24 protein-coding genes, 1 pseudogene and 1 riboswitch are annotated in these 23474 nt (G+C 71.4%); of the genes and pseudogenes, 10 read left to right on the top strand and 15 right to left on the bottom strand.

Going from position 1 to position 23474, the window contains the following annotated elements:
• Positions 1 to 12: 12 nt before the first annotated feature.
• Positions 13 to 1017: a LacI family DNA-binding transcriptional regulator gene (locus tag QP939_RS37580; protein WP_285451182.1), complete on the top strand. Its 1005-nt coding sequence runs from the start codon at positions 13 to 15 to the stop codon at positions 1015 to 1017.
• On the opposite strand, the gene QP939_RS37575 is transcribed toward QP939_RS37580, so the two are convergent.
• Positions 1008 to 2714 carry a discoidin domain-containing protein gene (locus tag QP939_RS37575; RefSeq protein WP_285451181.1) on the bottom strand — a complete coding sequence of 569 codons (1707 nt, stop codon included), beginning with the start codon at positions 2712 to 2714 and terminating at the stop codon, positions 1008 to 1010. The genes QP939_RS37580 and QP939_RS37575 overlap by 10 nt on opposite strands.
• Positions 2715 to 3185: 471 nt before the next feature.
• On the opposite strand from QP939_RS37575, the gene QP939_RS37570 reads away from it, so the two are divergent.
• A complete protein-coding gene (locus QP939_RS37570; protein ID WP_285451180.1) occupies positions 3186 to 5399 on the top strand; it encodes a discoidin domain-containing protein in 2214 nt (737 codons plus the stop codon).
• Between the two features lie 42 nt (positions 5400 to 5441).
• Here QP939_RS37570 and QP939_RS37565 read toward each other — a convergent pair whose 3' ends face one another.
• A complete protein-coding gene (locus QP939_RS37565; RefSeq protein WP_285451179.1) occupies positions 5442 to 6938 on the bottom strand; it encodes an FAD-dependent monooxygenase in 1497 nt (498 codons plus the stop codon).
• Positions 6935 to 7897 (bottom strand): MBL fold metallo-hydrolase, encoded by a 963-nt coding sequence (locus QP939_RS37560; protein WP_285451178.1) that lies wholly within the window; start codon positions 7895 to 7897, stop codon positions 6935 to 6937. Before QP939_RS37560 ends, QP939_RS37565 begins: the two co-directional genes overlap by 4 nt.
• Positions 7898 to 8182: 285 nt before the next feature.
• Between QP939_RS37560 and QP939_RS37555 the strand changes: the two genes are divergently transcribed.
• On the top strand, positions 8183 to 8662 hold the full coding sequence (locus QP939_RS37555; protein WP_434219686.1) for a MarR family winged helix-turn-helix transcriptional regulator: 480 nt from the start codon (positions 8183 to 8185) through the stop codon (positions 8660 to 8662).
• Here the strand turns inward: QP939_RS37555 and QP939_RS37550 are convergent.
• Positions 8659 to 9270, bottom strand: a complete 612-nt coding sequence (locus tag QP939_RS37550) for a GTP cyclohydrolase II (RefSeq protein WP_285451174.1) — start codon at positions 9268 to 9270, stop codon at positions 8659 to 8661. The two genes, QP939_RS37555 and QP939_RS37550, sit on opposite strands and share 4 nt — an antisense overlap.
• 159 nt (positions 9271 to 9429) lie before the next feature.
• Between QP939_RS37550 and QP939_RS37545 the strand changes: the two genes are divergently transcribed.
• Entirely contained in the window at positions 9430 to 10062 is a 633-nt protein-coding gene (locus QP939_RS37545) for a LysE family translocator (RefSeq protein WP_285451172.1), read from the top strand.
• A 3-nt stretch (positions 10063 to 10065) separates the two neighbouring features.
• On the opposite strand, the gene QP939_RS37540 is transcribed toward QP939_RS37545, so the two are convergent.
• The gene (locus QP939_RS37540; RefSeq protein ID WP_285451170.1) at positions 10066 to 11127 is read right to left on the bottom strand and encodes a cobalamin-independent methionine synthase II family protein; all 1062 of its coding nucleotides are present in this window, start codon (positions 11125 to 11127) and stop codon (positions 10066 to 10068) included.
• A 288-nt stretch (positions 11128 to 11415) separates the two neighbouring features.
• Between QP939_RS37540 and QP939_RS37535 the strand changes: the two genes are divergently transcribed.
• Positions 11416 to 11679 carry a DUF3040 domain-containing protein gene (locus QP939_RS37535; protein WP_285451169.1) on the top strand — a complete coding sequence of 88 codons (264 nt, stop codon included), beginning with the start codon at positions 11416 to 11418 and terminating at the stop codon, positions 11677 to 11679.
• A 23-nt stretch (positions 11680 to 11702) separates the two neighbouring features.
• Positions 11703 to 12731 (top strand): DNA polymerase IV, encoded by a 1029-nt coding sequence (locus QP939_RS37530; protein WP_285451168.1) that lies wholly within the window; start codon positions 11703 to 11705, stop codon positions 12729 to 12731.
• A 43-nt stretch (positions 12732 to 12774) separates the two neighbouring features.
• Here the strand turns inward: QP939_RS37530 and QP939_RS37525 are convergent, their stop codons facing one another.
• Entirely contained in the window at positions 12775 to 13437 is a 663-nt protein-coding gene (locus tag QP939_RS37525; protein WP_285451167.1) for a TetR/AcrR family transcriptional regulator, read from the bottom strand.
• 86 nt (positions 13438 to 13523) lie between these two features.
• Between QP939_RS37525 and QP939_RS37520 the strand changes: the two genes are divergently transcribed.
• The 4 genes and pseudogenes from QP939_RS37520 to QP939_RS37505 all read left to right on the top strand — a co-directional run bounded on the left by QP939_RS37520 (position 13524) and on the right by QP939_RS37505 (position 16867).
• The gene (locus tag QP939_RS37520; RefSeq protein WP_285451166.1) at positions 13524 to 14414 is read left to right on the top strand and encodes an AurF N-oxygenase family protein; all 891 of its coding nucleotides are present in this window, start codon (positions 13524 to 13526) and stop codon (positions 14412 to 14414) included.
• 41 nt (positions 14415 to 14455) lie between these two features.
• Positions 14456 to 14938, top strand: coding sequence for a GNAT family N-acetyltransferase (locus QP939_RS37515; protein WP_285451165.1), 483 nt, complete (start codon positions 14456 to 14458; stop codon positions 14936 to 14938).
• A gap of 32 nt (positions 14939 to 14970) precedes the next feature.
• Positions 14971 to 15048: riboswitch (S-adenosyl-L-homocysteine riboswitch) on the top strand.
• Positions 15049 to 15131: 83 nt separating this feature from the next.
• A pseudogene (gene ahcY, locus QP939_RS37510) lies at positions 15132 to 16593 on the top strand (adenosylhomocysteinase).
• 118 nt (positions 16594 to 16711) lie between these two features.
• Positions 16712 to 16867: a hypothetical protein gene (locus QP939_RS37505; protein ID WP_143168636.1), complete on the top strand. Its 156-nt coding sequence runs from the start codon at positions 16712 to 16714 to the stop codon at positions 16865 to 16867.
• Between the two features lie 31 nt (positions 16868 to 16898).
• Here QP939_RS37505 and QP939_RS37500 read toward each other — a convergent pair whose 3' ends face one another.
• The 9 genes from QP939_RS37500 to QP939_RS37460 form a co-directional block, all read right to left on the bottom strand.
• Complete coding sequence (locus QP939_RS37500) at positions 16899 to 17552, bottom strand: cation efflux transmembrane domain-containing protein (RefSeq protein ID WP_285451160.1); 654 nt, start codon at positions 17550 to 17552, stop codon at positions 16899 to 16901.
• Positions 17549 to 17884, bottom strand: a complete 336-nt coding sequence (gene cmtR, locus QP939_RS37495) for a Cd(II)/Pb(II)-sensing metalloregulatory transcriptional regulator CmtR (RefSeq protein WP_285451158.1) — start codon at positions 17882 to 17884, stop codon at positions 17549 to 17551. Before cmtR ends, QP939_RS37500 begins: the two co-directional genes overlap by 4 nt.
• 246 nt (positions 17885 to 18130) lie before the next feature.
• Positions 18131 to 18340 carry a hypothetical protein gene (locus QP939_RS37490; RefSeq protein WP_285451157.1) on the bottom strand — a complete coding sequence of 70 codons (210 nt, stop codon included), beginning with the start codon at positions 18338 to 18340 and terminating at the stop codon, positions 18131 to 18133.
• Between the two features lie 80 nt (positions 18341 to 18420).
• Positions 18421 to 19296, bottom strand: a complete 876-nt coding sequence (gene ku, locus QP939_RS37485) for a non-homologous end joining protein Ku (RefSeq protein ID WP_285459936.1) — start codon at positions 19294 to 19296, stop codon at positions 18421 to 18423.
• Between the two features lie 85 nt (positions 19297 to 19381).
• Positions 19382 to 20608, bottom strand: a complete 1227-nt coding sequence (locus tag QP939_RS37480) for a styrene monooxygenase/indole monooxygenase family protein (RefSeq protein ID WP_285451156.1) — start codon at positions 20606 to 20608, stop codon at positions 19382 to 19384.
• 23 nt (positions 20609 to 20631) lie between these two features.
• Complete coding sequence (locus QP939_RS37475) at positions 20632 to 21252, bottom strand: GTP-binding protein (RefSeq protein WP_285451155.1); 621 nt, start codon at positions 21250 to 21252, stop codon at positions 20632 to 20634.
• Positions 21227 to 21601 (bottom strand): DUF742 domain-containing protein, encoded by a 375-nt coding sequence (locus tag QP939_RS37470; RefSeq protein WP_285451154.1) that lies wholly within the window; start codon positions 21599 to 21601, stop codon positions 21227 to 21229. The genes QP939_RS37475 and QP939_RS37470 overlap by 26 nt, the downstream gene beginning before the upstream one ends.
• Positions 21602 to 21624: 23 nt before the next feature.
• Positions 21625 to 22062 carry a roadblock/LC7 domain-containing protein gene (locus QP939_RS37465; RefSeq protein ID WP_285451153.1) on the bottom strand — a complete coding sequence of 146 codons (438 nt, stop codon included), beginning with the start codon at positions 22060 to 22062 and terminating at the stop codon, positions 21625 to 21627.
• Entirely contained in the window at positions 22059 to 23321 is a 1263-nt protein-coding gene (locus tag QP939_RS37460; RefSeq protein WP_285451152.1) for a sensor histidine kinase, read from the bottom strand. Before QP939_RS37460 ends, QP939_RS37465 begins: the two co-directional genes overlap by 4 nt.
• Positions 23322 to 23474: the final 153 nt, after the last annotated feature.

The following is a 23474-nucleotide window of genomic DNA, read 5'->3' as shown; positions in this document are numbered from 1 at the left end:
CCGGGAGGACGGATGCGCGTCACGATCGCCGAGGTCGCCCGCCGCGCGCGGGTGAGCAAGACGACCGTGTCGAGGGTGCTCAACAACAAGTCCGACGTCGACGCGGCGACCGCCATCCGGGTCCGCGAGGTGATCGCGGCGACCGGCTACATCCCCAGCGCCGGCGCGGTCGGGCTGGCACGCGGGGTGACCCGCACGGTCGGAATGCTGGTGCCCGGGCTGACCTGGCCGTGGATGGGTGAAGTGCTGCAAGGCGTCGCGGACGTCGTCGAGTCGAAGGGCTACGGCCTGCTGCTCTCCACGGCCAACCGCGGTGCCGACTCGCTGGACGAGTTCGCCCGGCAGGTGTCGGCGAAGGCGTTCGACGGGCTGCTGCTCGTCGAACCGCCGGACGCGGTGCGGCACCTGCGCGTGCTGCACGACTCGGGGCTGCCGGTGGTGGTGATCGACGACCGCGGCCGCCGTCCCGCGTTCCCGTGGGTGGGCACGGACAACCGGCAGGGCGGCGCGGCCGCGGCCCGCCACCTCCTGCGAACCGGGCGGCGGAACCTCGCGACGGTGACCGGACCTCGCGACTTCGGCTGCACGAGCGATCGCCTCAACGGGTTCCACGCCGCAGTCCTCGAGGCGGGGCTCGACCTCGATCCACGGCTGATCATCGAAGGCGACTTCACGAGCGAGAGCGGCGAGGCGGCGATCCTGCAGCTCCTGGCGACGGGCCCGGAGTTCGACGCGGTCTTCGCGCACAACGACCTCACCGCCGCGGGGGTGCTGGCGGGCCTGCGGAAAGCCGGGCGCACGGTCCCGGATGACGTCGCCGTGGTCGGCTTCGACGACATCCCGCTGGCCGCGCACACCCAGCCGCCGCTGACCACCATCCGCCAGCCGTCGCGGGAAATGGGCGAAGCGGCGGCCCGGCAGCTGCTCGCGCGGCTGGCCGGGTCGCCGCCCCCGGACGATCCCGTGATCGTGCCGACGTCCCTGGTGGTCCGGGAGTCCAGCTCAGCTCACTGGTAGACCCGCACGTAGTCGATCACCATGTCCTGCGGGAGCACGGTGCCCGCGCCCGGCGGGCCGGGGAAGTCGCCGCCGATGGCGTTGTTGAGGATCAGGAGGAACGGGTGGTCGTACACCCACGGCCCGCGCGTGCTTTCGACCGTGGACCGGTTGATCGTCTGGAACGCGGTGCCGTCCACGGAAAACGTCATGTGGTCGGCGTCCCAGTCCAGGCCGAAGCGGTGGAACCCGGCCGAGACGTCCTGGCCGAGGTCGTACGGCGCGCCGACGCCGCCCGCGCCGTTGTAGGCCGGGGCGTGGATCGTCGAGTACGCGAGGTTCGGCGACTTCCCGACGTGCTCCATGATGTCGATCTCGCCGCAGTTCGGCCACGGCGTGCCGCTGAAGAAGTTGGCGCCCAGCAACCAGAACGCGGGCCAGAGCCCCTGCGTGCCGGACACCTTGATGTTCGCCTCGACGTGGCCGTAGGTGAAGCTGAACTTGCCCGCGGTGTTGATCCGGCCCGAGGTGTACTGGCAGGTGGTGCTGCCGCTGATCGGGTCCGGCGGGCAGGCGCTGCCCGGCGTGGCTTCGCGGCGGACCTGGATGACGAGGTTGCCGCGGCCGTCCTGCTTGGCGTTGTTGTTGTTCGTGTAGTACTCGAGCTCGTTGTTGACGCCGGGGCCGGTCTCCGCGGTCCACTTGCTCGCGTCCGGGTTCGCGCCGGCGGCGCCGTTGAACTCGTCGCTCCAGACGAGCGTGCCCGGGAAGTGCGGAGCCGGTGGTGCGGGCGGCGGCGTCGTCGGGTTCCCACCGGTGCCGTAGACGTCGAAGCCCCACAGCGAATAGCCGTAGCCGTTGGACCGCGCGGTGCCGTACATCCGGACGTACCGGCCGGACCCGTTGACGGTCAAGGTTTCCTTGAAGCCCTTGCCGCTCGTGGTCGAGTAGAGCGACGTCCAGTTCGCGTTGTCGTTCGACACCTGGATCTGGTACGCGACGGCGTAGGCCGGGTCCCACTGCAGGACGACCTGGTGCACGGCCGCGGGCGCGCCGAGGTCGACGGTGATCCACCCGGGGTCGACCCAGCCCGTGGTCGAGCTGGTCGCCCAGCGGGTGGCCGGGTCGTGGTCGAACGCCTTCGCCGGGACGCAGCCGGGGCAGGCGCCGTCGTCCTGGTACGAGGACGCCGTGCCGGGCTTGCCGTAGGACAGCAGGACGTCGCCGGGCTGCGTGGTGCCGCCCCCGCCGTAGACCTGCAGCTCCCACAGCGAGTAGCCGTACTGCGTGGCTCGCTGGGTGCCGGTGAGCCGGACGTACCGGCCGCTGCCGGTGACGGTCAGCGTCTGCGTCCCGCCGGTGCCCGTCGTGGTCGAGTAGAGGGACGTCCAGGTGGCGCCGTCGGCGGACGCCTGCAGCGTGAACGCCTTGGCGTAGGCGGCTTCCCAGCTCAGCACGACCTGGGACAGCTGCTGGGTGGCGCCGAGGTCGACCTGCAGCCACTGCGGGTCGGCGAAGGCGCTCGACCAGCGGGTGCCGGGGTCGCCGTCGACGGCCGCCGAGGCGGGGAAGGCGACGGACTCGGTCGAGGACGCCGTCACCGGACGGCCTTGGGAGAGCAGGACGGGCGCGGCCTGGGCGGCCGGCGCGGGGAGCAGGGCGGCCAGGGTCAGGACGAGGACGGCGAGAACCCGGGTTCTCGGCAGGCGGCGTTGCATGGGACCTCCACGGCGAACCGGCACCGGGGCGGCCTTGCCCCGGCGCGGATCGGCTCACGTGGCCCGCGGCGCGGGTGTGGGCCCCGCCGTCGGCACGCTCTTAGTTCAGGATATAAATAAAGAGCCGTAATATGTCAACGGCGGTGCGCCGGACGGTCGGCGGACTGGTCCGGGTGAACGAATCCGCGCCGGATCCTTGACGCCGCCGACGATCGCGCTGTTAACTGCGATCCGCCGGACGGAACCGGTTCCGTGACCGCCACCGGGACGGTTCCGCCGCGACACGCACCTTCTTCGGGCTGACCGGTTCGCGCCGTCGCACCCGTCTCGCACCGCTCCCCGGCTCACGGCGCCGGGCGGGCGCGACCGGGCGCGAACCCGCCGCACCACCCGACACCGGCGCGAGCTGTGGGGCTCGCCCGGCCCGCCGTCACGTCCGTTCCACCCGTCTTCCCCCGATCAGGCAGGCAGATGAGATCAACGACGTTCTCCCCGCTATCCCGCCTCCTCGTCCTCGCGACCACCCTCGTCACCGCGGTGACCACCGCCGCCGTCGTCGGTTCCGCTCCGGCGGCGGCCGCCGCGTGCGGGACCGCGAACCTCGCGCAGGGTCACCCCGCCACCGCGTCGTCCACCGAAAACGGCGGCACCCCCGCGTCCGCCGCCTTCGACGGCAACGCGGGCACGCGGTGGTCCAGCGCGTTCAGCGACCCGCAGTGGGTCCAGGTCGACCTCGGCTCCGCGCAGCAGCTGTGCGACGTCGTGCTCACCTGGGAAGCCGCGTACGCCAAGGCGTTCAGCGTGCAGCTCTCGGCCGACGCGAACACCTGGACCTCGGCCTACTCGACCACCACCGGCACCGGCGGCACGCAGACCGTGTCCCTCGGCGGCACGGCTCGGTACCTGCGGGTCTACGGCACGCAACGGGCCACCGGCTACGGCTACTCCCTGTGGGAAGTGGCGGTGCACGGCACCGGCGGCGGCACCACGATCCCGCCGACCGACCCGCGCAACCCGGACCTCGGGCCGAACGTGTCGGTGTTCGACCCGTCGACCCCGGCCGCGACGATCCAGGACCGGCTGACGCGGATCGCGAACCAGCAGCACACCAACCAGTTCGGCAACGAGCGCTACGCCGTGCTGTTCAAGCCGGGGAACTACGACGCCGACGTCAACCTCGGCTTCTACACCCAGGTCGCCGGGCTCGGCCTCTCCCCCGACGACGTCAACCTCAACGGGCACGTCCGCGTCGAAGCGGACTGGCTGCAGCAGGGCGACAACCCGAACAACAAGGGCAACGCGACGCAGAACTTCTGGCGCTCGGCCGAGAACCTCTCGGTGACCCTGCCCGCCGGGCAGGTCGAACGCTGGGCCGTCGCGCAGGCGGCGCCGTACCGCCGGATGCACCTGCGCGGCAGCCAGATCCAGCTGTGGAACGGCGGCGACGGCTGGGCCAGCGGCGGCCTGATCGCCGACAGCAAGATCGACGGCGTCGCCGTGTCCGGCTCGCAGCAGCAGTTCCTCACCCGCAACAGCGAACTCGGCGGCTGGCAGGGCGGCGTGTGGAACATGGTGTTCGTCGGCTCGACCGGCACCCCGCCGCCGTCGTTCCCGAACCCGCCGGAGACCGTCGTCGGGCAGACGCCGGTGCTGCGGGAGAAGCCGTTCCTCTACGTCGACGGCTCGGGCTCCTACAACGTGTTCGTGCCCGCGCTGCGGCAGAACTCGGTCGGCACGAGCTGGGGCCACGGCGCTCCGGCCGGGCAGTCGATCTCGCTCAGCGAGTTCTACGTCGCGCACCCGTCCGACTCGGCCGCGACGCTCAACGCCGCGCTGGCCGCCGGGAAGAACCTCCTGGTGACGCCGGGGGTCTACCACCTCGACCAGGCGCTGAACGTGACGCGCCCGGACACCGTGGTGCTCGGCCTCGGCCTGGCGACGCTGATGCCGACCAACGGGACGGCGGCGATCACGACGTCCGATGTGGACGGCGTGAAGATCGCGGGGCTGCTGGTCGACGCGGGCGCGGTCAACTCGCCGGTGCTCGTGCAGATCGGCCAGCCGGGCTCGGCCGCGAACCACGCGGCGAACCCGACGTCACTGCACGACGTGTTCTTCCGGATCGGCGGCGCCGCCGTCGGCAAGGCCACGCAGACGCTGGTGGTGAACTCGAACAACGTCATCGGCGACCACATGTGGCTCTGGCGCGGCGACCACTCCTTCGGCGTCGGCTGGAACGTCAACACCGCGGCCAACGGCCTGGTCGTCAACGGCGCCAACGTGACGATGTACGGGTTGTTCGTCGAGCACTACCAGCAGTACGAAGTGCTGTGGAACGGCAACGGCGGGCGGACGTACTTCTTCCAGAACGAGATGCCGTACGACCCGCCGGACCAGGCGTCCTGGTCCAGCGGCGGCGGACGGCAGGGCTGGGCGGCGTACAAGGTGGCCGACTCGGTGACCAGCCACGAAGGCTGGGGCCTCGGCAGCTACTGCTTCTTCAACACGAACCCGTCCATCGTGGCCAGTCACTCGTTCGAGGTCCCGAACACCAGCGGCGTCCGGTTCCACAACCTGGTCTCGGTATCGCTGGGCGGCGTGGGCACGATCGCCCACGTCATCAACGACACGGGCGACGCGGCCAACACCGCGCACCAGGTGAGCCCCCTGGTCGCCTACCCCTGACCCGTCGTGAGTGTTTAGGGCGGTTAGAACCGCCCTGAACACTCACGACCCGGTGGCGCGGCGGAGGGCGGCCTCGACCTCCGCCGCCGACGGGTCGGACAGCACAGCCGCGACGTACGCGTCCGGGCGGACCAGCCAGGCCTCGCCCGGACGCGCGCCGAGCGCCCCGCCCACCGGGATCTCCGCGGACCGGAACCCGCCGGGGTCGACGCCGGGCGTGGTCAGCAGCAGGAACCCCGGCCGGGCGAGGTCGCGCAACCGTCCACTCGCGACGGTCACGTCCGGGAGCAGGATCCCGGGGCCCGGTGGCGGCACCGCACCGCGTGGCGGGCGCCCGGCGAACGGACGGCTCGGATCCGGCGTGGTCAGCGGCGAGCCGGTGTACCAGAACGGCTCGGCCAGCCGTCCGGAGTCGACCTGCTCGCAGGCGGCCGGGTCGGTGGCCGCGCGGGTGAGGACGTCGAGGCGCCGCGCGCGCTGGGCGTCGTCCTGCGGCACCAGGAAGTCCATGGTCGCCGTCGTCACCGCCGCGTTCTCCACGGCCGCCGCGTGCCGCTCGGCGTGATAGCTCTCCAGCAGGCCCTCCCCCGCCTCCCCGCGCAGGACCCAGGCCAGCTTCCACGCCGCGTTCACCGCGTCGGCGACGCCCGAATTGAGGCCGCGGGCGCCGAACGGCGCCACCAGGTGCGCGCAGTCGCCGGCCAGCAGCACGCGCCCGGCCCGCATCCGCGGGACCAGCCGGGTGTGGAACCGGTAGACCGAGCGCCACACGACCTCGTACGGCACGGACCCGATGATCGCCCGGATCCGGGTGTCCAGCGCCCCGCCGGACTCCTCGGCGCTGAGGTCGTAGTCGTCCGGGACCTGCCAGTCGATGCGGAACTGCGAGCCGGGGCACGGGTGGATCAGCACCTGACGGCCCGGGTTCCAGGGCGGGTCGAAGTGGAACCGGCGCTCGGCCGCCCAGCCCGGCAGGTCCGCGCGGATGTCGCAGATCAGGAACAGGTCGCGGAAGGACACCCCGGCCAGGTGCAGCCCGAGGGCCCGCCGCACCGCGTCGCCGCGCGCGCCGGTGCACGCGATCGCGTAGTCGGCCTCGATCCGGCGCGGCCCGTCCGCCGTTGCGCACTCGACGACCACGCGGCCGGGCTGGGTCAGCCCGGTGACGCGGTGGCCGCGGCGGACGTCGATCAGCGGCTGGGCCGCGATGAGCTCGTCGAGCACCTCTTCGACGCGCGCCTGCGAGAGGTTCACGAACGGCGGCAACGCGGACCCGGCGTCGGGCAGCTTCAGCGAGAACAGCTCCTGGCCGCGGTGGTAGGTCCGCGCCGTCGTCCAGGTGAGCCCCTCCTCGACGAGGCAGCCCGCGCCGAGGGACGCCCAGACGTCCAAAGTGTCCCGTTGCTGGCAGATCGCCTTGGACCCCACGGGGTCACGCACCTCGTGCTCGTCGACGAGCACCACCGGCACGCCCCGGCGCGCGAGCAGCAGCGCGGCCGTCTGGCCGACCGGGCCGCTGCCGAGGACCGCGACGCTCATCCTTGGAGCTGGTCCCAGACCTCGCGGTCGCGTTCGGCGGTCCAGATCACCGGCCGCTCCACACCGGACAGTTCGTCCCACAAGCGCGAGACGTCGAAGGGCAGGCAGTGCTCGAAGATCGGCCACTGGCCGTACTGCCCTTCGAGCGCCGCGTGCGTGCGCTCGAAGGCTTCCTTGAGCGTGCCGCCGCGCTCCCGCACCGCCCCGACCTCGCGGATCATCGTGGTGAGGAAGTGGCGGGTCTGCGCGATGGCGGCGTCGACCGCGTCGCGACCGCGGCTCACGCCGCCGCGGCCGCCGATCAGCACCTCGGCCCCGAACGCGGCCACCCGGTCCAAAGTGGACGACGACCAGTCGCGGTGGAAGGCGTCGCCGGTGTACAGCGCGGCTTCGGCTTCGACGAGGTCACCGGCGTAGAGGATCCGCTGCCGCGGCAGCCAGGCCACGATGTCGCCTTCGGTGTGGCCGCGCCCGCAGTACTGCAGCACGAGGTCGCCGCGGTCGCCGCCGAGGTCGATGGTCAGCCGGTCGGAGAAGGTGAGCGTCGGCCAGGTCAGCCCCGGCACCGAGTCCGCGCCCTTCGCCAGCCGCGGCATCCGGCCGAACTCGCTCGCCCAGTCCTCCTTGCCGCGTTCGGCGACCAGGGCGCGGGTGTTCTCGTGCGCGACGATCACGTCCGCGTCGAACGCCGACGCGCCGAGCACGCGCACCGCGTGGTAGTGGCTGAGCACCAGGTAGCGCACGGGTTTGTCGGTGTGCTCGCGGAGTTTCGCCAGCCACTCGGCGGCCGCGACCGGCGTGGCGAGGGCCTCGAAGCAGACGAGGAAGTCCTCCCCTTCGATGGCGCCGATGTTCGGGTCGCCTTCGGCGGTGAGCGCGTAGACGCCGTCCGCGAGGACTTCGAGGGTTTGCGCTTTCTCCGCCAGGTCGGCCGAAGAGGCGAAGGCTTTCTTCGTCACGACGAGCGCTCCTTTGGTCGTCAAAGGTTTGACCAACGTCCCGGCCAGGCTAGTCCGCCGGGCCGCCACGCGGAACCCCTCGTCGCCGGGCACCGGTGGGCTGAAGGGGACGTTCAGTGCATCTGATGCGATAAAAGTCCCCTTCAGCGCATCAGATGCGAGGAAAGTCCCCTTCAGCGCGCCGCGGACCGGCCGTGGGAGGGGCTCGCGTGGCACGGCCTAACCTGGCCGCATGACCGACCGACCGGCCGAAGGCTCGACTACCTCTCGTTCGTCGACTACGCGATCGGCAAGACGCAGGCCGAGCTGCCCGCGACCGATCCGGTGGCGATGCGCCTCGGCCTCACGCTGCACCGGCTGGCCGGCGCGCTGGTCTACGACTGGGAGTCGACGGTGCACCGCCCGCGCGGGCTGAGCTGGGGCGGGTTCCGGGTGCTGTTCGTGCTGTGGCTCGCGGGCCCGCTGGAGTCCCGCCACGCGGCCCGGCTCGCCGGGATGAGCCGCGCGGCGGTGTCGGCACTGGTCAAGACCCTGGAGCGGGACGGGCTGGTGACCCGCACCCAGGTGCCGGAGGACCGCCGAGCGGTCCGGCTGACGTTGACGGAAGCGGGCCACGCGGCGGTGACGGACGCCTACCAGGCGCACAACACCCGCGAACGGGCCTGGGCGGCGTCGCTGACGCCCGAAGAGCAGACGGTCCTCATCGGACTGCTGGAGAAGCTCACCACCGGGCCGGCGGCCGCGGCGGCCCAGCGCCTGGCCTAGCTGGCGAGGCCGGGCAGGGTCAGCGTGTGCCCGGTCTGCTCCACCTTGGCCCGCAGGTACCGGACGTTGTTCTCGGTCGCGAAGACGCCGGTCGCGACGCGCTCGCGCACGGCGATCCCGGCCGCTTCGAGCTGGGCCGCCTTGTCCGGGTTGTTCGACAGCAGATCGACTTCCGCGACCCCGAGCGCCTGCAGCATCTGCGCGGCGACAGTGTAGTCCCGCGCGTCCTCGGGCAGGCCGAGCGCGGCGTTGGCGGCGTAGGTGTCGAGGCCGCCGTCCTGCAGGGCGTAGGCGTCGAGCTTGTTGTAGAGGCCGATCCCCCGGCCCTCCTGCCGCAGGTACAGCAGGTACCCACCGGCCTCGGAGATCCGCGCGACGGCCTCGGCCAGCTGCGGGCCGCAATCGCAGCGCGCGGAGCCGAAGACGTCCCCGGTGAGGCATTCGGAGTGCGGCCGCACGAGCGGCACGTCGCCAGGAGTGCCCAGGACGAAGGCCAGGTGCTCGCCGTCGTCGGCCAGGCCGCGGAAGGTGACGGCTTCGGCGTCGACCGCGACGCCGCCGTCGAGCCGCAGCGGGATCCGCACCCGCGTCCGCACCTCAGCCGTCATGCTCTCTCCCCTGGGATCGCCCACAAGATCGACCCTACCGGAAGTTCGAATTCGAACAGTCTCGATGGGCTCGACACCACGTCCCCAACAGCGGCGGCGCACGGCTTCTTCCCGATGGTGACGAGAAAATCACTGGCGACCGGGTCGTATGCTCGCGGCATGATCCCCGGTGCCACCGCCGCCTCGTTCCTGCTGGTCGTCGTCCTGGGAGCGATGTCGCCCGGGCCGGACTTCGTCGTCGTCACGCGGTCTTCACTCGCCGGGGGCAGGCGGGCCGGGATGGCCGCCGGGGCCGGGATCGCGCTCGGGGTCTTCGCCTGGGTCGTCGCCATCGCGCTCGGCGTCGCCGCCGTGCTCACCGCGTCCGCCGTAGCGTTCACCGTCGTGAAGCTCGTCGGGGCCGCCTACCTCGTCTTCCTCGGGGTCAAGGCCTGGCTCGCCGTGCGCCGCGGCGAATACCGGGACCTCGGGCCCGCCAAGGACACCCAGCCGCTCAAGGCCGGGGCCGCCTTCCGGCAGGGGCTGTTCACCAACCTGCTCAACCCCAAGGTCGCCGTCTACTTCCTCGCCTTGCTCCCGCAGTTCCTGCCCGCCGACGGCTCGACGTTGCAGACGCTCGAACTGGCCGCCATCGCGACCGCCGGCACCGTGCTCTGGTTCGTCACCCTCGCCGCCGTCGTCGGGACCCTGCGCCGGTTCTTCAGCGACGGCCGCGTCCGCCGCGGCCTCGACGCCGTCCTCGGCGGGGTGCTCGTCGCACTCGGCCTGAAGGTCGCCGCCGAGACCGCGTGACGCTCAGCCCAGCTTCTCGGCCGCCAGCTTCGTGCCCTCGACCCGCGCCGTGATCTTCGCGAACGCGATGTCCCGCGACGTCGACGTGTCGTCGGCGAACGGCGAGAACCCGCAGTCGTCGCACGTGCCGAGCCGGTCGGGCGCGATGAACTTCGCCGCGGTGAGCACCCGGTCGCGGACCTCCTCCGCCGTCTCCACCCGCGGGTCGATCGGGTCCGTGACGCCGATGAACAGCCGCTGGTCCGCCTTGAGGTTCTCGGCGATCACGCCCAGCGCGCGCTCCGGGTCGGCCTCGCTCGCCAGCTGCACGAAGAAACGTCCGGCCTTCAGGTCGAACAACGCCGGGAGCAGGCCCGCGTAGTCGACGTCGAGGCTGTGCACCGAGTCCTGGTCGCCGCCCGGGCAGGTGTGGACGCCGATCTTCGCGCGCTCCTCCGCCGTGAACCGGTCGAGCACCGCGTTGTTCAGCTCGACGAACTGCCGCAGCAGCCCGCCGGACGGGTCGAGCTTCAGCGACAGCCGCCCCTCGGTGAAGTCGATCTGGACGCTGTCCGCGCCCGCCTCCAGGCTGCGGCGGATGTCCGCCTCGGCCTCGTTCACCAGGTCGGCGACGAACTGCTCCTGCGAGTACCCCTCGATGCCGTCGGCCGGGTAGATCAGCGACAACGCCGACGCGGCGATCACCGCCTGCTTGACCGGCTTGCCCGTGAGCGCCTTCGCCCGCGTCAGGTACTCGTCCGCGTGGGTCGCGTAGCGGAACGGGCCCGCGGTCAGCCGCGGCAGCTGGCGGGTGTGCCCGTCGGCGAACGGGATGACGACGCCGTCCGGGGCCAATGCGGTCAGCCCGGCCAGCGGGTACGTCGCGAAGCTCGGCTTGCCCTGCTCTCCGTCCGTGACGACCGGCGACCCGGTCTCCTCGAACCGGCTGATCGTGTCGGCCAGCGCCCGGCTCTCCAGCTCGGCCAGCGCGGCGGCGTCGATCCGGCCCTCGGCGAAGTCGCCGAGGCCCGCCACGAGGTAGTCCGGCCGCGGGATGCTGCCGATCGGTTCGGTGGGCAGGGTCATGAAGTCCTCCGGCTGGTTGAAGGGTCCGGCCGGGTGCGCCCGTCGCGCGGAAAGGAAACCGGGCCCCCGACCCCCCACGGCTGCCCTCGCGGGCACCCCCTCCGCCGTCCGGGCCAACCGGCCTCGTCGAAGGGGAACCTAGCGTGCCCGAAACCGGTCACGGAGCGCAGATCACCCGGTCGGAGCAGCGAAAAGCACGAAATGAGAAGACGTTCGGCGGTTCGTCCGGGGGACGATTGGGTATTCGCTCAGGCGATACGGCGGGTTCGGCGCCGAAGGAGTACCCCGATGCTCAGCCACCACGACCGCACCGAGCTCGCGAAGATCGAACGCAGTCTCGAGCTCAGCGACCCCGACCTGGCCACCGCCCTACGTGAAGGGCGGTGCCGGAAGCCGCGTGCCCTCCGCACGGCCCTGCTGGTCGCGCTGGACATCGCCGCCGTCACCCTGCTGGTCGTCGGGCTCGTGCTGCCCGACCCCGGCGTCACCCTCTGCGGGATCATCGCCTTCACCGGGACGGTGTGGACGCACGTCGCCGGCCACCGCCTCTGACGGTTCTGGGGCAGACTGGGCCGGTGAAGTGGGTTCTGCACGTCGACCTCGACCAGTTCATCGCCGCGGTCGAGATCGCCCGCCACCCCGAGCTGCGGGGCAAGCCCGTCGTGGTCGGCGGCAACGGCGACCCCACCGAACGCGCCGTCGTCGCGACCGCGTCGTACGAGGCGCGCGAGTTCGGGGTCCAGTCCGGCATGCCGCTGCGCGTCGCGGCCCGGCGCTGCCCCGACGCCGTCTTCCTGCCCAGCGACCCGCCCGCCTACCTCGAGGTGTCCGAGCACGTGATGGCGACGCTGCGGGAGTTCCCGGTCGTCGTGCAGGTGCTGGGGTGGGACGAGGCGTTCCTCGCCGCTGAGGCCGACGACCCCGAGGCGCTGGCGGAGTCGATCCGGGAGGCCGTCGCCCGCGAGACGGGCCTGTCGTGCGCGGTCGGGATCGGCGACAACAAGCTGCGCGCGAAGCTCGCCACCGGCTTCGGCAAACCGGGCGGGATCTTCCGGCTCACCCAGGAGAACTGGTGGGACGTGATGGCCGCGTGCCCGACCGACGCGCTCTGGGGCATCGGCGGCAAGACCGCGAAGAAGCTCGCGGAGCTGGGCATCCACACCGTCCTCGACCTCGCGGGCGCGGACCCGGCGGAGCTGGCCGCGCGGTTCGGCCCCAAGACCGGCCCGTGGCTGCGGCTGCTCGGCGGCGGCATCAGCGACGCCGACGTCAGCGCGACGCCGTACGTGGCCCGCTCGCGCAGCCGCGAGACGACCTACCAGCGCGACCTGACGGACCCGGCGGAGATGGCCGCGGAGGTGTCGGCGCTGGCCAAGCGCGTCACGCAGGACGTCCTCGACGAGGGCCGCCCGGCGGCACGGGTCGCGGTCAAGGTCCGGTTCGTGCCGTTCCTGACCCACACGCACAGCATCACGCTCCCGGAGCCGACGTCCGACGCCGCCGAGATCGACCGGGCGGCGCGCGAGGTGCTCGGGATGTTCGAGCTGACCCGCGCGGTGCGGCTGCTGGGCGTGCGCGCCGAGTTCCCGCGCGAAGCGTCGTGAGTGTTCAGGGCGGTTAGAACCGCCCTGAACACTCACGACCGGGCTAGAGACCTTCCGGCAGCGGCAACGGCCGGTCCGGGTCCAGCTCCACCCCGCCCTGTTTCAACGTGTGGTCGAGCATCGCCCAGATCGTGCCCGACAGCTGGGCCGTCAGCTGCTCCAGGCTCAGCGCGCCCGGGTGGTCGAGCCAGCGGGTGGTCGCCGACTCGACGTAGCCGACCAGTCCGAACGCGATGGTGTCCGCCGGGGCCGGGTCGAGGCCGAACGCCGTCAAGTAGCCGGTGAACAGCCCGCTGAGGTGCCGGGCGATCGCGCCGCGGACGTCCGGGCGGCCCTCCGGGGTGCTGCTCGGCAGTGCGCGCACGAGGTACCGGTGCAGGTGGGCGTGCTCGGTCAGCCAGCGCAGGTGGGTGGCGATGACCGTCGCGATCATCTCGTTCGGCGACCCCTCCGGGTGCCACAGCGGCGCCAGCTCGGCGGTGACCAGCTCGGCCGCGCGTTCGGCGATCGCGCGCTGGAGGTCGGCCGCGCCGTCGAAGTGGCGGTAGAGCCGGGTGCGGGCCACGCCGGCGCGCTCGGCGATCTGCTCGGTCGAGACGTCCGGGCCGTGCTCGGCGATGGCTTCGAGGGCGGCGTCGACGAACTCCGCGCGCCGCCGTTCCTGCTGCCCGGCCCAGCGCGCCGCCCGTCCGTCGACCTTGGTCACGGCGGAAGCCTACTCAGGGCCCGCGCGCCGGTGTACGCTCCCGAAGTAGCTAGTACAGCGTGTACCCCCTACTTCCGGAGGTCGCCATGGGCGTCGAGGCCCAGGACCGGGACGTCACCGCGGCTCGCCTGCTCAAGAGCTCGGCGAAGAACTCCTACGACCCGTACGTCGACATCGACTGGACGGCGCCGCTCGCCGAGGGCAAGGCGTTCATGCCGCTGGAACGCGTCTCCCTCTACGGCACGGACCTCTGGGCGAAGCTGACGCCCGAGCAGCGCATCGAGCTGTCCAAGCACGAGATCGCCAGCATCATGAGCGTCGGCCTGTGGTTCGAGATCGTCCTGATGCAGCTGCTCGCGCGGTACGTGTTCGACCTGGACGCGCGCAGCGAGCACGCGCAGTACGCGATGACCGAGATCGGCGACGAGACCCGGCATTCGGTGATGTTCGCGCGCACCGCCGAGCGGCTCGGCGTCCCGCGCTACGGCGTCCCGAAGGTCGTGCACCGCGCGGCGAAGGTGTTCGGCGCGACCGCCGCGGGCCCGTCGATGTTCGCCAGCGTGCTGGTCGCCGAGGAGACCACCGACCGGCTGCAGCGGTCGATGATGGACGACGACGGCATCCAGCCGCTGATCCGCTCGGTCAACCGCATCCACGTCGTCGAGGAGGCCCGGCACGTCCGGTTCGCCAAGGAGGAGGTGCTGCGCGAGACGCCGAAGCTGTCGAAGGCGGCGCTGCAGCGGCACCGGGTCCGCACGGCGCTGGTCGCCTTCGGCGTCATCGACAGCATGGTCGACCCGCGGATCTACCGGAGTGTCGGGATCGACCCGCGCGAGGGCCGCGCGGCGGCGCTGGCGAACCCGCACTTCCACGAGACGCGGCGCTGGATGGCCGAGAAGATCGTGCCGTTCCTGCGTGACGCCGGGCTGATCGGCGGCCGCTCCGAGGGCATCTGGCGGCGGGCACACCTGATCTGAAATCACTCGCGCCGCCTCGGGGTTTCGGCCAGGATGCCCCGGTGATCACCATCAGGACGGCCCGCGCCGACGACGAAGCCGCACTGGCCGGGATCGACCAGCGCACCTGGACCGCGGTGGTGTCCCCCGCGCCCGCCCCGCCGCCCGGCACGCCCTTCTTCGACGAGGACGCGCGTCCCGAGGACTTCCTCGTCGCCGAGCACGACGGCGCCGTCGCCGGGTACGTCCGGCTCGCCGCGGGGTTCGGCATCCCCGCCCACCGGCACGTCCTGGTGATCGGCGGCCTCGCCGTCGACCCGGACCGGCAGCGGCTCGGCATCGCCCGGCGGCTCGTCGACGCCGCCGTGGCCGAAGCGCGACGACGCGGGGCCCGCAAGCTCACCCTGCGCGTGCTCGGTCACAACACCGCCGCGCGCCGGGTCTACGAACGCTGCGGATTCGTCGTGGAAGGCGTGCTGCGCGGGGAATTCCGCGTCGACGGCGCCGACGTCGACGACGTTCTCATGGCCTGCGCGCTCGCTTGACAGCCTCCCCGCGGCTTTGCCAATCTGGAGCCCGGGCCGAGAGGCGCTGCGACGGAACTCTTTCCGCCACGCTCGGCCCGGGACCACGACTCCAAGGGCGCCTCCCGCGAGGGAGGTGCTTTTTCTTTGTCCACACGGACTTCCGTCCTGCCTCCCGAGCGTTCCGCCGACGAACTCCGGAGTGCACCGAGCAATGAGTGACAAGCTGCAGAACCGCAACGGCCTCGACTTCGCCGTCGCGGACCTTTCCCTCGCCGACGCCGGCCGCACGCAGCTGCGGCTGGCCGAGCACGAGATGCCCGGCCTGATGGCGATCCGCCGCGAGTACGCCGCCGCCCAGCCGCTGAAGGGCGCCCGCATCGCCGGGTCGCTCCACATGACCGTCCAGACCGCCGTGCTCATCGAAACCCTGGTCGCGCTCGGCGCCGAGGTGCGCTGGGTGTCCTGCAACATCTTCTCCACCCAGGACGAGGCCGCCGCGGCGGTCGTCGTCGGCCCCGAGGGCACGGTGGACGCTCCGGCGGGCACGTCGGTGTTCGCCTGGAAGGGCGAGACGCTCGAGGAGTACTGGTGGTGCACCGACCGGCTCTTCGCCTTCCCCGGCGGCCGAGCGCCGAACATGATCCTCGACGACGGCGGCGACGCCACCCTGCTCGTCCACAAGGGAGTCGAGTTCGAGGCGGCCGGTGCGGTGCCGCAACCGTCCGAAAAGGACCCCGAGGAGTACCGGATCGTCCTGGAGACGCTGCGCGCGAGCCTGGCCGCCGACGGCGACCGGTTCACCCGGATGGCCAAGGAGATCCGCGGCGTCACCGAGGAGACCACCAACGGCGTCAAGCGGCTCTACAAGCTGGCCAAGGACGGCGAGCTGCTCTTCCCGGCGATGAACGTCAACGACTCCGTCACGAAGTCCAAGTTCGACAACAAGTACGGCATCCGGCACTCCCTTGTGGACGGCCTGAACCGGGCCACCGACGTGATGATCGGCGGCAAGCGCGTCGTCGTCTGCGGCTACGGCGACGTCGGCAAGGGCGCGGTCGAAGCGCTGCGGGGCCAGGGCGCCCGGGTCGCGGTCACCGAGATCGACCCGATCTGCGCGCTGCAGGCGGCGATGGACGGCCTCGACGTGGTCGAAGCTCGACGACGTGGTCGCCGACGCCGACATCTTCATCACCACCACCGGGAACTTCGGCATCGTCTCCGCGGACCAGATGAGCCGGATGAAGCACAACGCGATCGTCGCGAACGTCGGGCACTTCGACAACGAGATCGACATGGCCGGGCTGGCGAAGCTGCCCGGCGTCGTGAAGACGGAGATCAAGCCGCAGGTGCACGAGTGGACGTTCCCGGACGGCCACGCGATCATCGTGCTCTCCGAAGGGCGCCTGATGAACCTCGGCAACGCGACCGGGCACCCGTCGTTCGTGATGTCGAACTCGTTCACCAACCAGGCCATCGCGCAGATCGAGCTGTTCACCAAGCCCGGCGAATACGCCACCGACGTCCACCGGCTGCCGAAGCACCTCGACGAAAAGGTGGCCCGGCTGCACCTGGACGCACTCGGTGTGAAACTCACCAAGCTCACGAAGGAACAGGCGGACTACATCGGCGTCGATGTCGCCGGTCCGTACAAGCTCGACCACTACCGGTACTGATGCAGGGTTGCTCCGTTTGACGCAGTTTGGCGCATCGGGAAACTGGCCATCCTCACGGGGAGAGCGCATCCGCCCGGTCGGCAAGGCCGGTCGGGTCCCATGCGAAGGAGTGTGTCAAGTGATCATTCTCGGTGTAATCCTCCTGGTCATCGGGTTCATCGTGGGTATCCCGGTGCTGTACACCATCGGCATCATCCTGGCGGTGGCCGGCATCGCACTCGCCATCCTCGGTGGCACCGGCCGCCGGATCGGTGGCCGTGCGCACTGGTACTGATCCGTGACCCCGGAACGGCCTGGCGGCGGCGTCAGCAGCAATGCTCGCCCCGCCAGGCCGTTCTGCCTTCATTCACCGCCACCGCGGCGATCGCGAGGGCGACCACCGGGTCGGCCCACCACCAGCCGAGCAGCGCGTTGAGCAGCAGCCCGGCCAGCAGCACGCCGGAAAGGTAAGTGCAGAGCAGGGTTTGTCGCGAATCCGCGACGGCGCTGGCCGATCCCAGTTCCCGCCCCGCCCGGCGCTGCGCCGCGGAAAGGGCGGGCATCACCACGAGGGAAACGGCGGCGAGCACGATTCCGGTGCGTGAAGTTTCCGGTGCCTTGCCGCCCAAGAACGTGGTGACGGCTTCGAAAGTGACGTAAACCGCGAGCGCGAAGAATGACGTCGCGATCACTTTCAGCGCCCGCCGTTCCCGGGCTTCCGGGTCGGCGCCGGAAAACTGCCACGCGACCGCCACCGCGGACGCGACCTCGATCACCGAATCGAGCCCGAACCCGATCAGCGCGCCCGACGACGCCGCGGTCCCGGCCGCCAGGGCGACGACGGCCTCGACGACGTTGTAGGTGATGGTCGCGGCCACGAGCAGCCGCACCCGGCGCACCAAGACCGCGCGGCGCTCCGGCGCCACCACCGCGACCGGCCCGCAGCAGCCGTCGGCGCACCCGTCCGGTTCGGCTGTCATCGCACCACCACCGCGTCCTCTTCGGCGCAGTCCTCCCCCGGCTCGACCGCGAGCACGACCTGGACGAGCTCGCGCAACGCCCGCGCGAGGTGCGCGTCGGCGATCTCGTAGCGCACTTGGCGGCCCTCGTAGCCCGCCACGACGAGCCCGCAGCCGCGGAGGCAGGAAAGGTGGTTGGAGACGTTCGACCGGCTCAGGCCGAGCTCCTCCGCCAGCCGTCCGGGGTACCGCGGGCCGTCGAGCAGCGCGGTCAGGATCCGGCAGCGCGTCGGGTCGGCCAGCGCCCGGCCGATTCGGGACAGCGCCGACTCCCGCGTCTCACATGTCACCATGAGGTGAACTGTACAGCGACCGCTGACGTATCCACAACGGACCGGTCCCGGACATGAAAGGGTCCTCCGGCTCCGAGGGGGAGGGAGAGCCGAAGGACCCCGTTAGTGTTAGCACATCGCCCAGCCGCTGTACACAGCTGCATACACGATCGTGTTATGCGCTTGACGCCTTCCACACCCCGAGGAGGCCTCCCCGTCCGGCGGGGACGCCCGGCGGGAAGACCTCCACGGATCCTGGCGGGAGGCTCAGGAAGCTTGGCGCACCAAGGTTTTCCCCGGCGCGGCGGCGCACCCGCAGCCGGCGCCGAGGGCCTGGCAGTCGACGATCAGCCCGTGCCGGACGCGGTCGGCGTCCACACAGGCCGCATCGGTGCACTCGGTGAATCCGCCTTCCGGGTGCACCACCAGCGTGCCGTGGCAGTGGTCGATGCCCGCATCACACGAAGCACATTCCATAAGCCCTTGGTACCACCGGGAAGCGGCCGGTTGTGGTAAAGGGACGGCGTGTCGGGACGACCACCCGTCCGGGGACGCGGTCAGGCGGACTTCGGGGCCCGCTTGCGCGGCGCGGCCTTCTTCTTCGCGGGCGGCTTGGCGTCCTCATCGGACTCCTCCGAAGAGGACTTCGCGTCGCGCGACTTCTTCGCCGCGTCGACGCTGGCCTGCAGGGCGGCCATCAGGTCGACGACGTCGGCCTTGGCGGTCACCGCCGCCGGCTTGGTCGTCTCCTCCCCCGCCACCTTGGCCTCGATCATCTGCTCGAGCGCCTCACGGTAGTGGTCGCGGTACTTGTCCGGCTCGAACACCGGCTCGGCCAGCGAGTCGATCAGCGACCCGGCCATCGACAGCTCCTGCGGGCGGATCTGCGGCGGGTCGTCGCGCAGGAACGGGAAGTCGGGCTCGCGGACCTCGTCCGGCCACAGCATCGTCGTCATCACCAGCACGTCGGCGTGCACCCGCAGCACCGCCATGCTCTCCCGCTGCCGGACGGCGACCTTGGCGATGGCCACCTGGCTCGACTTGTGCAGCGCGTCCCGCAGCACCACGTACGGCTTCACCGCGTTCTTCTGCGGCTCCAGGTAGTACGTCCGGTCGTACTGGATCGGGTCGATCGACTCCAGCGGCACGAACTCCAGCACGTCGATCGTGCGCTGGGTCGGCAGCGGCAGCTCGGCCATCTCGGCGTCGGTGATCACCACCATCTCGCCGTCGGGCAGCTCGTAGCCCTTGGCGATCTCGGCGTACGGCACTTCCTCGCCGTCGATCGTGCAGAACCGCTTGTACTGGATGCGGCCGCCGTCGGCCTCGTGCACCTGGCGGAGCGAGACGTTCTTGTTCTCGGTGGCCGCGTAAAGCTGGATCGGGATCGACACCAGCCCGAAGGACACCGAGCCCTTCCACATCGCCCGCATGCCGCGTACCTCCGAGGTCGTCTTCACGCTACGTAGTTACCGTAGCCCGAAACGTCCCTCCGCGACAGTCTGGCCCGTGCTCGATCTAGAGCTCTGCCAGGTATTTCTCCCAGAGTGCCGGATCCATGAACCAGTGTTGGAAGTCCGTCGGGTCCGTGAACCCGTTCGCGAACCGCTTCGCCACGGCCGGGTTCTCCCCCGCGACGCCGAGGATCTGGAGCACGTGCGGGGGCGGCGGCTGCAGCAGCGCGTTCGTCCATTCGGTGACGTGCCGGGCGTACGCCCAGTAGCGCTCGAACGTCGCGTCCATCCACTCGGCGTCGAACGGCCGGTCGGCGTGCTCGAGGATCGCGTCCAGGTAGGTCGCCGCGCAGTGGCTCGCGTTGTTCGAGCCCTGGCCGGTGATCGGGTCGTTCGCCACCACGACGTCGGCCATGCCCAGCACGATCGCCCCACCCGGCAGCCGGCCGACCGGGTTGCGCACCACCGGCGTGTACCCGCCGGCCAGGGTGGCCTTCGCGTCGGTCAGCTCGGCGTCGCGGCAGCGCTCGTACTCCCACGGCACGAACTGCCGCATCAGGTCGAGGATCCGCACGAAGTGCTCGGCCGGGCCCGGGCGGTCGTCGAAGCAGTCCAGCGGCCCGCCGGGGACGCCCTCGAAGAACAGGATGTCGCAGTTCCCGCTGAGCGTGTACGCGGGGATCATGAACAGTTCGCCGACCCCGGGCACGATGTTGAACCGCACGGCCATCTTGTCCGGGTGCTCCGGGCGCGGGCGCACGCCGTGGGCGTAGGCCAGCGAAAGCGCGCGCATCGGCTGCGTGTACGGCGACCGCTCGGGCACGCGGTCGAACAGCTGGACCAGCTCGCCCTTGCCCGCCGAGATGATCACCAGGTCGTACAGCCGGGCCAGCGCGTCCAGTTCGGACGTCATCACCCCGTGGATGACGAGCTTGCCGCCGCGCTCCTCGAACAGCTCCAGCCAGCCCGCCATCTTCACGCGCTGGTCGACCGACTGCGCGTAGTGGTCCAGCTCGGCGAACCAGTCGAGCGCGCGGCCGCCGTCCGGCGCGGCCACCGACACCCCGAGGCCCTCGACCTTGACGGTGTCGGCCTCCCACTGGTTCAGGCCGAGGTCGCGCTCGTGCTGCAGCGCGTCGTTGAACATGCACTGGGTCGACATCACGCGCCCGGCCCGGATCTCGTCCGGCGTCCGCGCCGACATCACCGTGACGTCGTAGTCCTTCGCCAGCAGTCCCAGGGCCAGCTGGAGCCCGGACTGGCCGGCGCCCACGATCAGGACTCTGCGCATGAAGCTCTTCTCTCCTCGTTCACTCAGACCTGGGGGACGCTGCCGGCCAGCTCGCGCGGACCGGAGAGCACGGCGAGCGACAGCGTGTGGCTGACCAGTTCGGTCAAGGTGGCGATCGTGGACGCGCGGTCGCGCGCGTCGCAGGTGACCAGCGGGACGCTCGGGTCGAGCGCGAGGGCCTCGCGCACCTCGTCGAGGTCGTGCACCGGCTTGCCCTCGAACTGGTTGACCGCGACGACGAACGGCAGCTCCGAGTCGTTCTCGAAGTAGTTGATCGCCGCGAACGACTCGTCGATCCGGCTGGTGTCGACCAGCACCACGGCGCCGAGCGCGCCGCGGCTCAGGTCGTCCCACAGGAACCAGAACCGCGCCTGGCCGGGCGTGCCGAACAGGTACAGCAGCAGGTCCGGGCGCAGCGTGATCCGGCCGAAGTCCATCGCGACGGTCGTGGTCGACTTGCCACCGGGCGGGATCTCGTCGATCCCTTCGCCCGCCTCGGTCATCCACGCCTCGTTGCTCATCGGCGGCACTTCCGACACCGCGCCGACGAAGGTGGTCTTGCCGACACCGAAGCCCCCGGCGACGACGATCTTCGCGGAGATCGTCAGCAGATCGCCCTCAGGCGGGGAGCCGCTTGAGCCCATCAAGGATCCTCTCGAGCACGTTGGTGTCGTGGTGGTAGGCGTGCGCCGTGGGGTGGACGAACACCGCGCCCTGGGACGCGAGGTCGCCGATCAGCACCCGCACCACGCCCAGCGGCAGGTCCAGCCCGACCGACAGCTCGGCGATCGAGCACCGCGTCCGGGCGCGTTCGTAGAGCGAGCGCGACTCGGGCATGAGCGTGTCGCTCAGCGCCGGGTCGTACTGCGGCACCGAGACCAGCGTCTCCACCAGCAGCTGGTGGCGGGTGCTGGTCCGGCCGCCGGTGAGCGCGTACGCCCGGATGCGGCGGCTCCGCCGCGGCAAGGCGGTGTCCTTCTTGGACACTGACATCACTTCCTCGTCGGGCACGACCATCACACCCGCGGGCGGCGCGCGGTGAGCACCTGGCGCAGTTCGGCGCGCACCTCGGGGGTGAGCGCGTGGCCGGCGTTGGTGATGAACTGGGTCATCTCGTAGGCGACCACCTTCATGTCCGCCTCGCCCGAGGTCAGCACCGCGAGCCCGGCACCGGAGCCGATGCCCATGAACAGGAAGTAGCCGTGGGTGAGCCGGATGATGATCTGCTCGCAGGCGCCCTTCCCGAACAGCGCCGCGCTGTTGCCGGCCAGGGAGAGCAGGCCGCTGGCGATGGCCGCGAGCTGCTCGGCCTCGGCTTCGCCCACCGAGTCGGACGCGGTCAGCGGGAAGCCGTCCACGCTCATGATCAGCGCGTGGCTGACGCCGTGGACCTTGCGCACGAAGTCGTCGAGCAGCCAGGCGAAGTTCGCCGGCGTCGGGTGGGGGGCGCTCACGAGGCGGTTCCTCCGGGCGTCTCGTCGTGCCGGGTGCGGTTGTTCTCGTCGAGGGCCGCCCGCTCGCCGTCGGCGAACGCGCCGAGGTCGGCGAGCAGCTGCTCGTGCCCGGACGACGCCTCCGCGGCCGGTGGCGGTGGCGGGGGTGGTTCCGGGGCGGCGCCGCGGATGCTGCCGGGCACGCGGCGCGGGAGGCCGTTGGCCGTCATGCCGCCGTCGACCTGCTCGACCGGCCGGGGCCGGGGGCTGGGCTTGCGCGGCACGGGCGCGGACTCCTCTCGCGGGAAGGCGCCGGGGCGGCGGCGCGGCAGGGTGCCGGCGGCGACCGGCTCGCCGTTGACCTTGACCGGCTCGACGGTCACGGTGCGGGTGCCCGACCAGGCGTTCTCGGACAGCTCGGTGACGACGCCGGTGGGCAGCAGCACCGTGGCCACGGTGCCGTGCGGGCTGCGCCGGTCGAGCTTGACCGTGACGCCGTGGCGCGCGGCGAGGCGGGCGACCACGGCGAGACCCATGTGCCGGGCCGCGGCGTCGTCGAGGTCACCGCCGGCGGCCAGCCGCGCGTTCAGGCCGTCGATGCGGTCGGCCGGGATGCCGATGCCCTCGTCCTCGATCCGGACGAGCACGCTGCCCTGCTCGGTCAGGTGCGCGCTGACGTGCACCGGCGAGCTGGGCGACGACTGGTTGGCGGCGTTGTCGAACAGCTCCGCGAGCACCCGCCCGAGGTCTTCCGCCGCGAAGCCGACGACGCCGAGGTTGACGACCCGGCCGATGGTGATCCGGGCGTAGTGGTCGATCGAGGACATCGCCGCGCGCATCAGGTCGAGCACCGAGGTGGCGCGGGCGGCGTCGTCGGTGGTGTCCTGCCCGGCCAGCACGCGCAGGTTCTCGGCGTTGCGGCGCAGCCGGGTCGCGAGGTGGTCGAGCTGGTAGAGCTCGGCGAGGCGGTGGTGGTCCTCTTCGCCGGCTTCGAGCTCTTCCAGCCGCGAGAGCAGCTGGTCGAGCAGGTTGAGGTCACGCAGGGCGACGCTGGCGCAGATCTCGGCGAGCACAGCCTCGTCGGCGGGCGCGCGTGTCGGCTCGGCGTCCGGAGCCTGCTCCGCCGGCTGGGCGGGCGGCAGCTCGGCGATGGCCGGTCCGGCGGCGGGCGCGTACCCGGGGTGCTTCGGCGGCGCCGTCAGGAACTGCGCCGCGGCGACGCGCGAACGGTCCAGCAGGACGCGTGATCGATCCAGGAGTTCCCGGGCCCGGCTCGCCATGTGTGGTCCCACTTCTTCCTTGCTCAGGTACCGAAACGACAGTGCGCGCCGAACCCCCGGGCGGCGACGCCGGACATGCAAGCAGATGTGTTCGGCAGATGTCCACAACCGGTCCCCGCGCGATCGCGCGTAGTGAGCGTGATTTCGGAGCGT

The organism is Amycolatopsis nalaikhensis (assembly GCF_030264295.1).
In the GTDB taxonomy this organism is placed as follows: Bacteria; Actinomycetota; Actinomycetes; order Mycobacteriales; family Pseudonocardiaceae; genus Amycolatopsis; species Amycolatopsis nalaikhensis.
The sequence above is the reverse complement of the archived record's forward strand: the minus strand, read 5'-3'. Positions and strand labels throughout refer to the sequence as shown.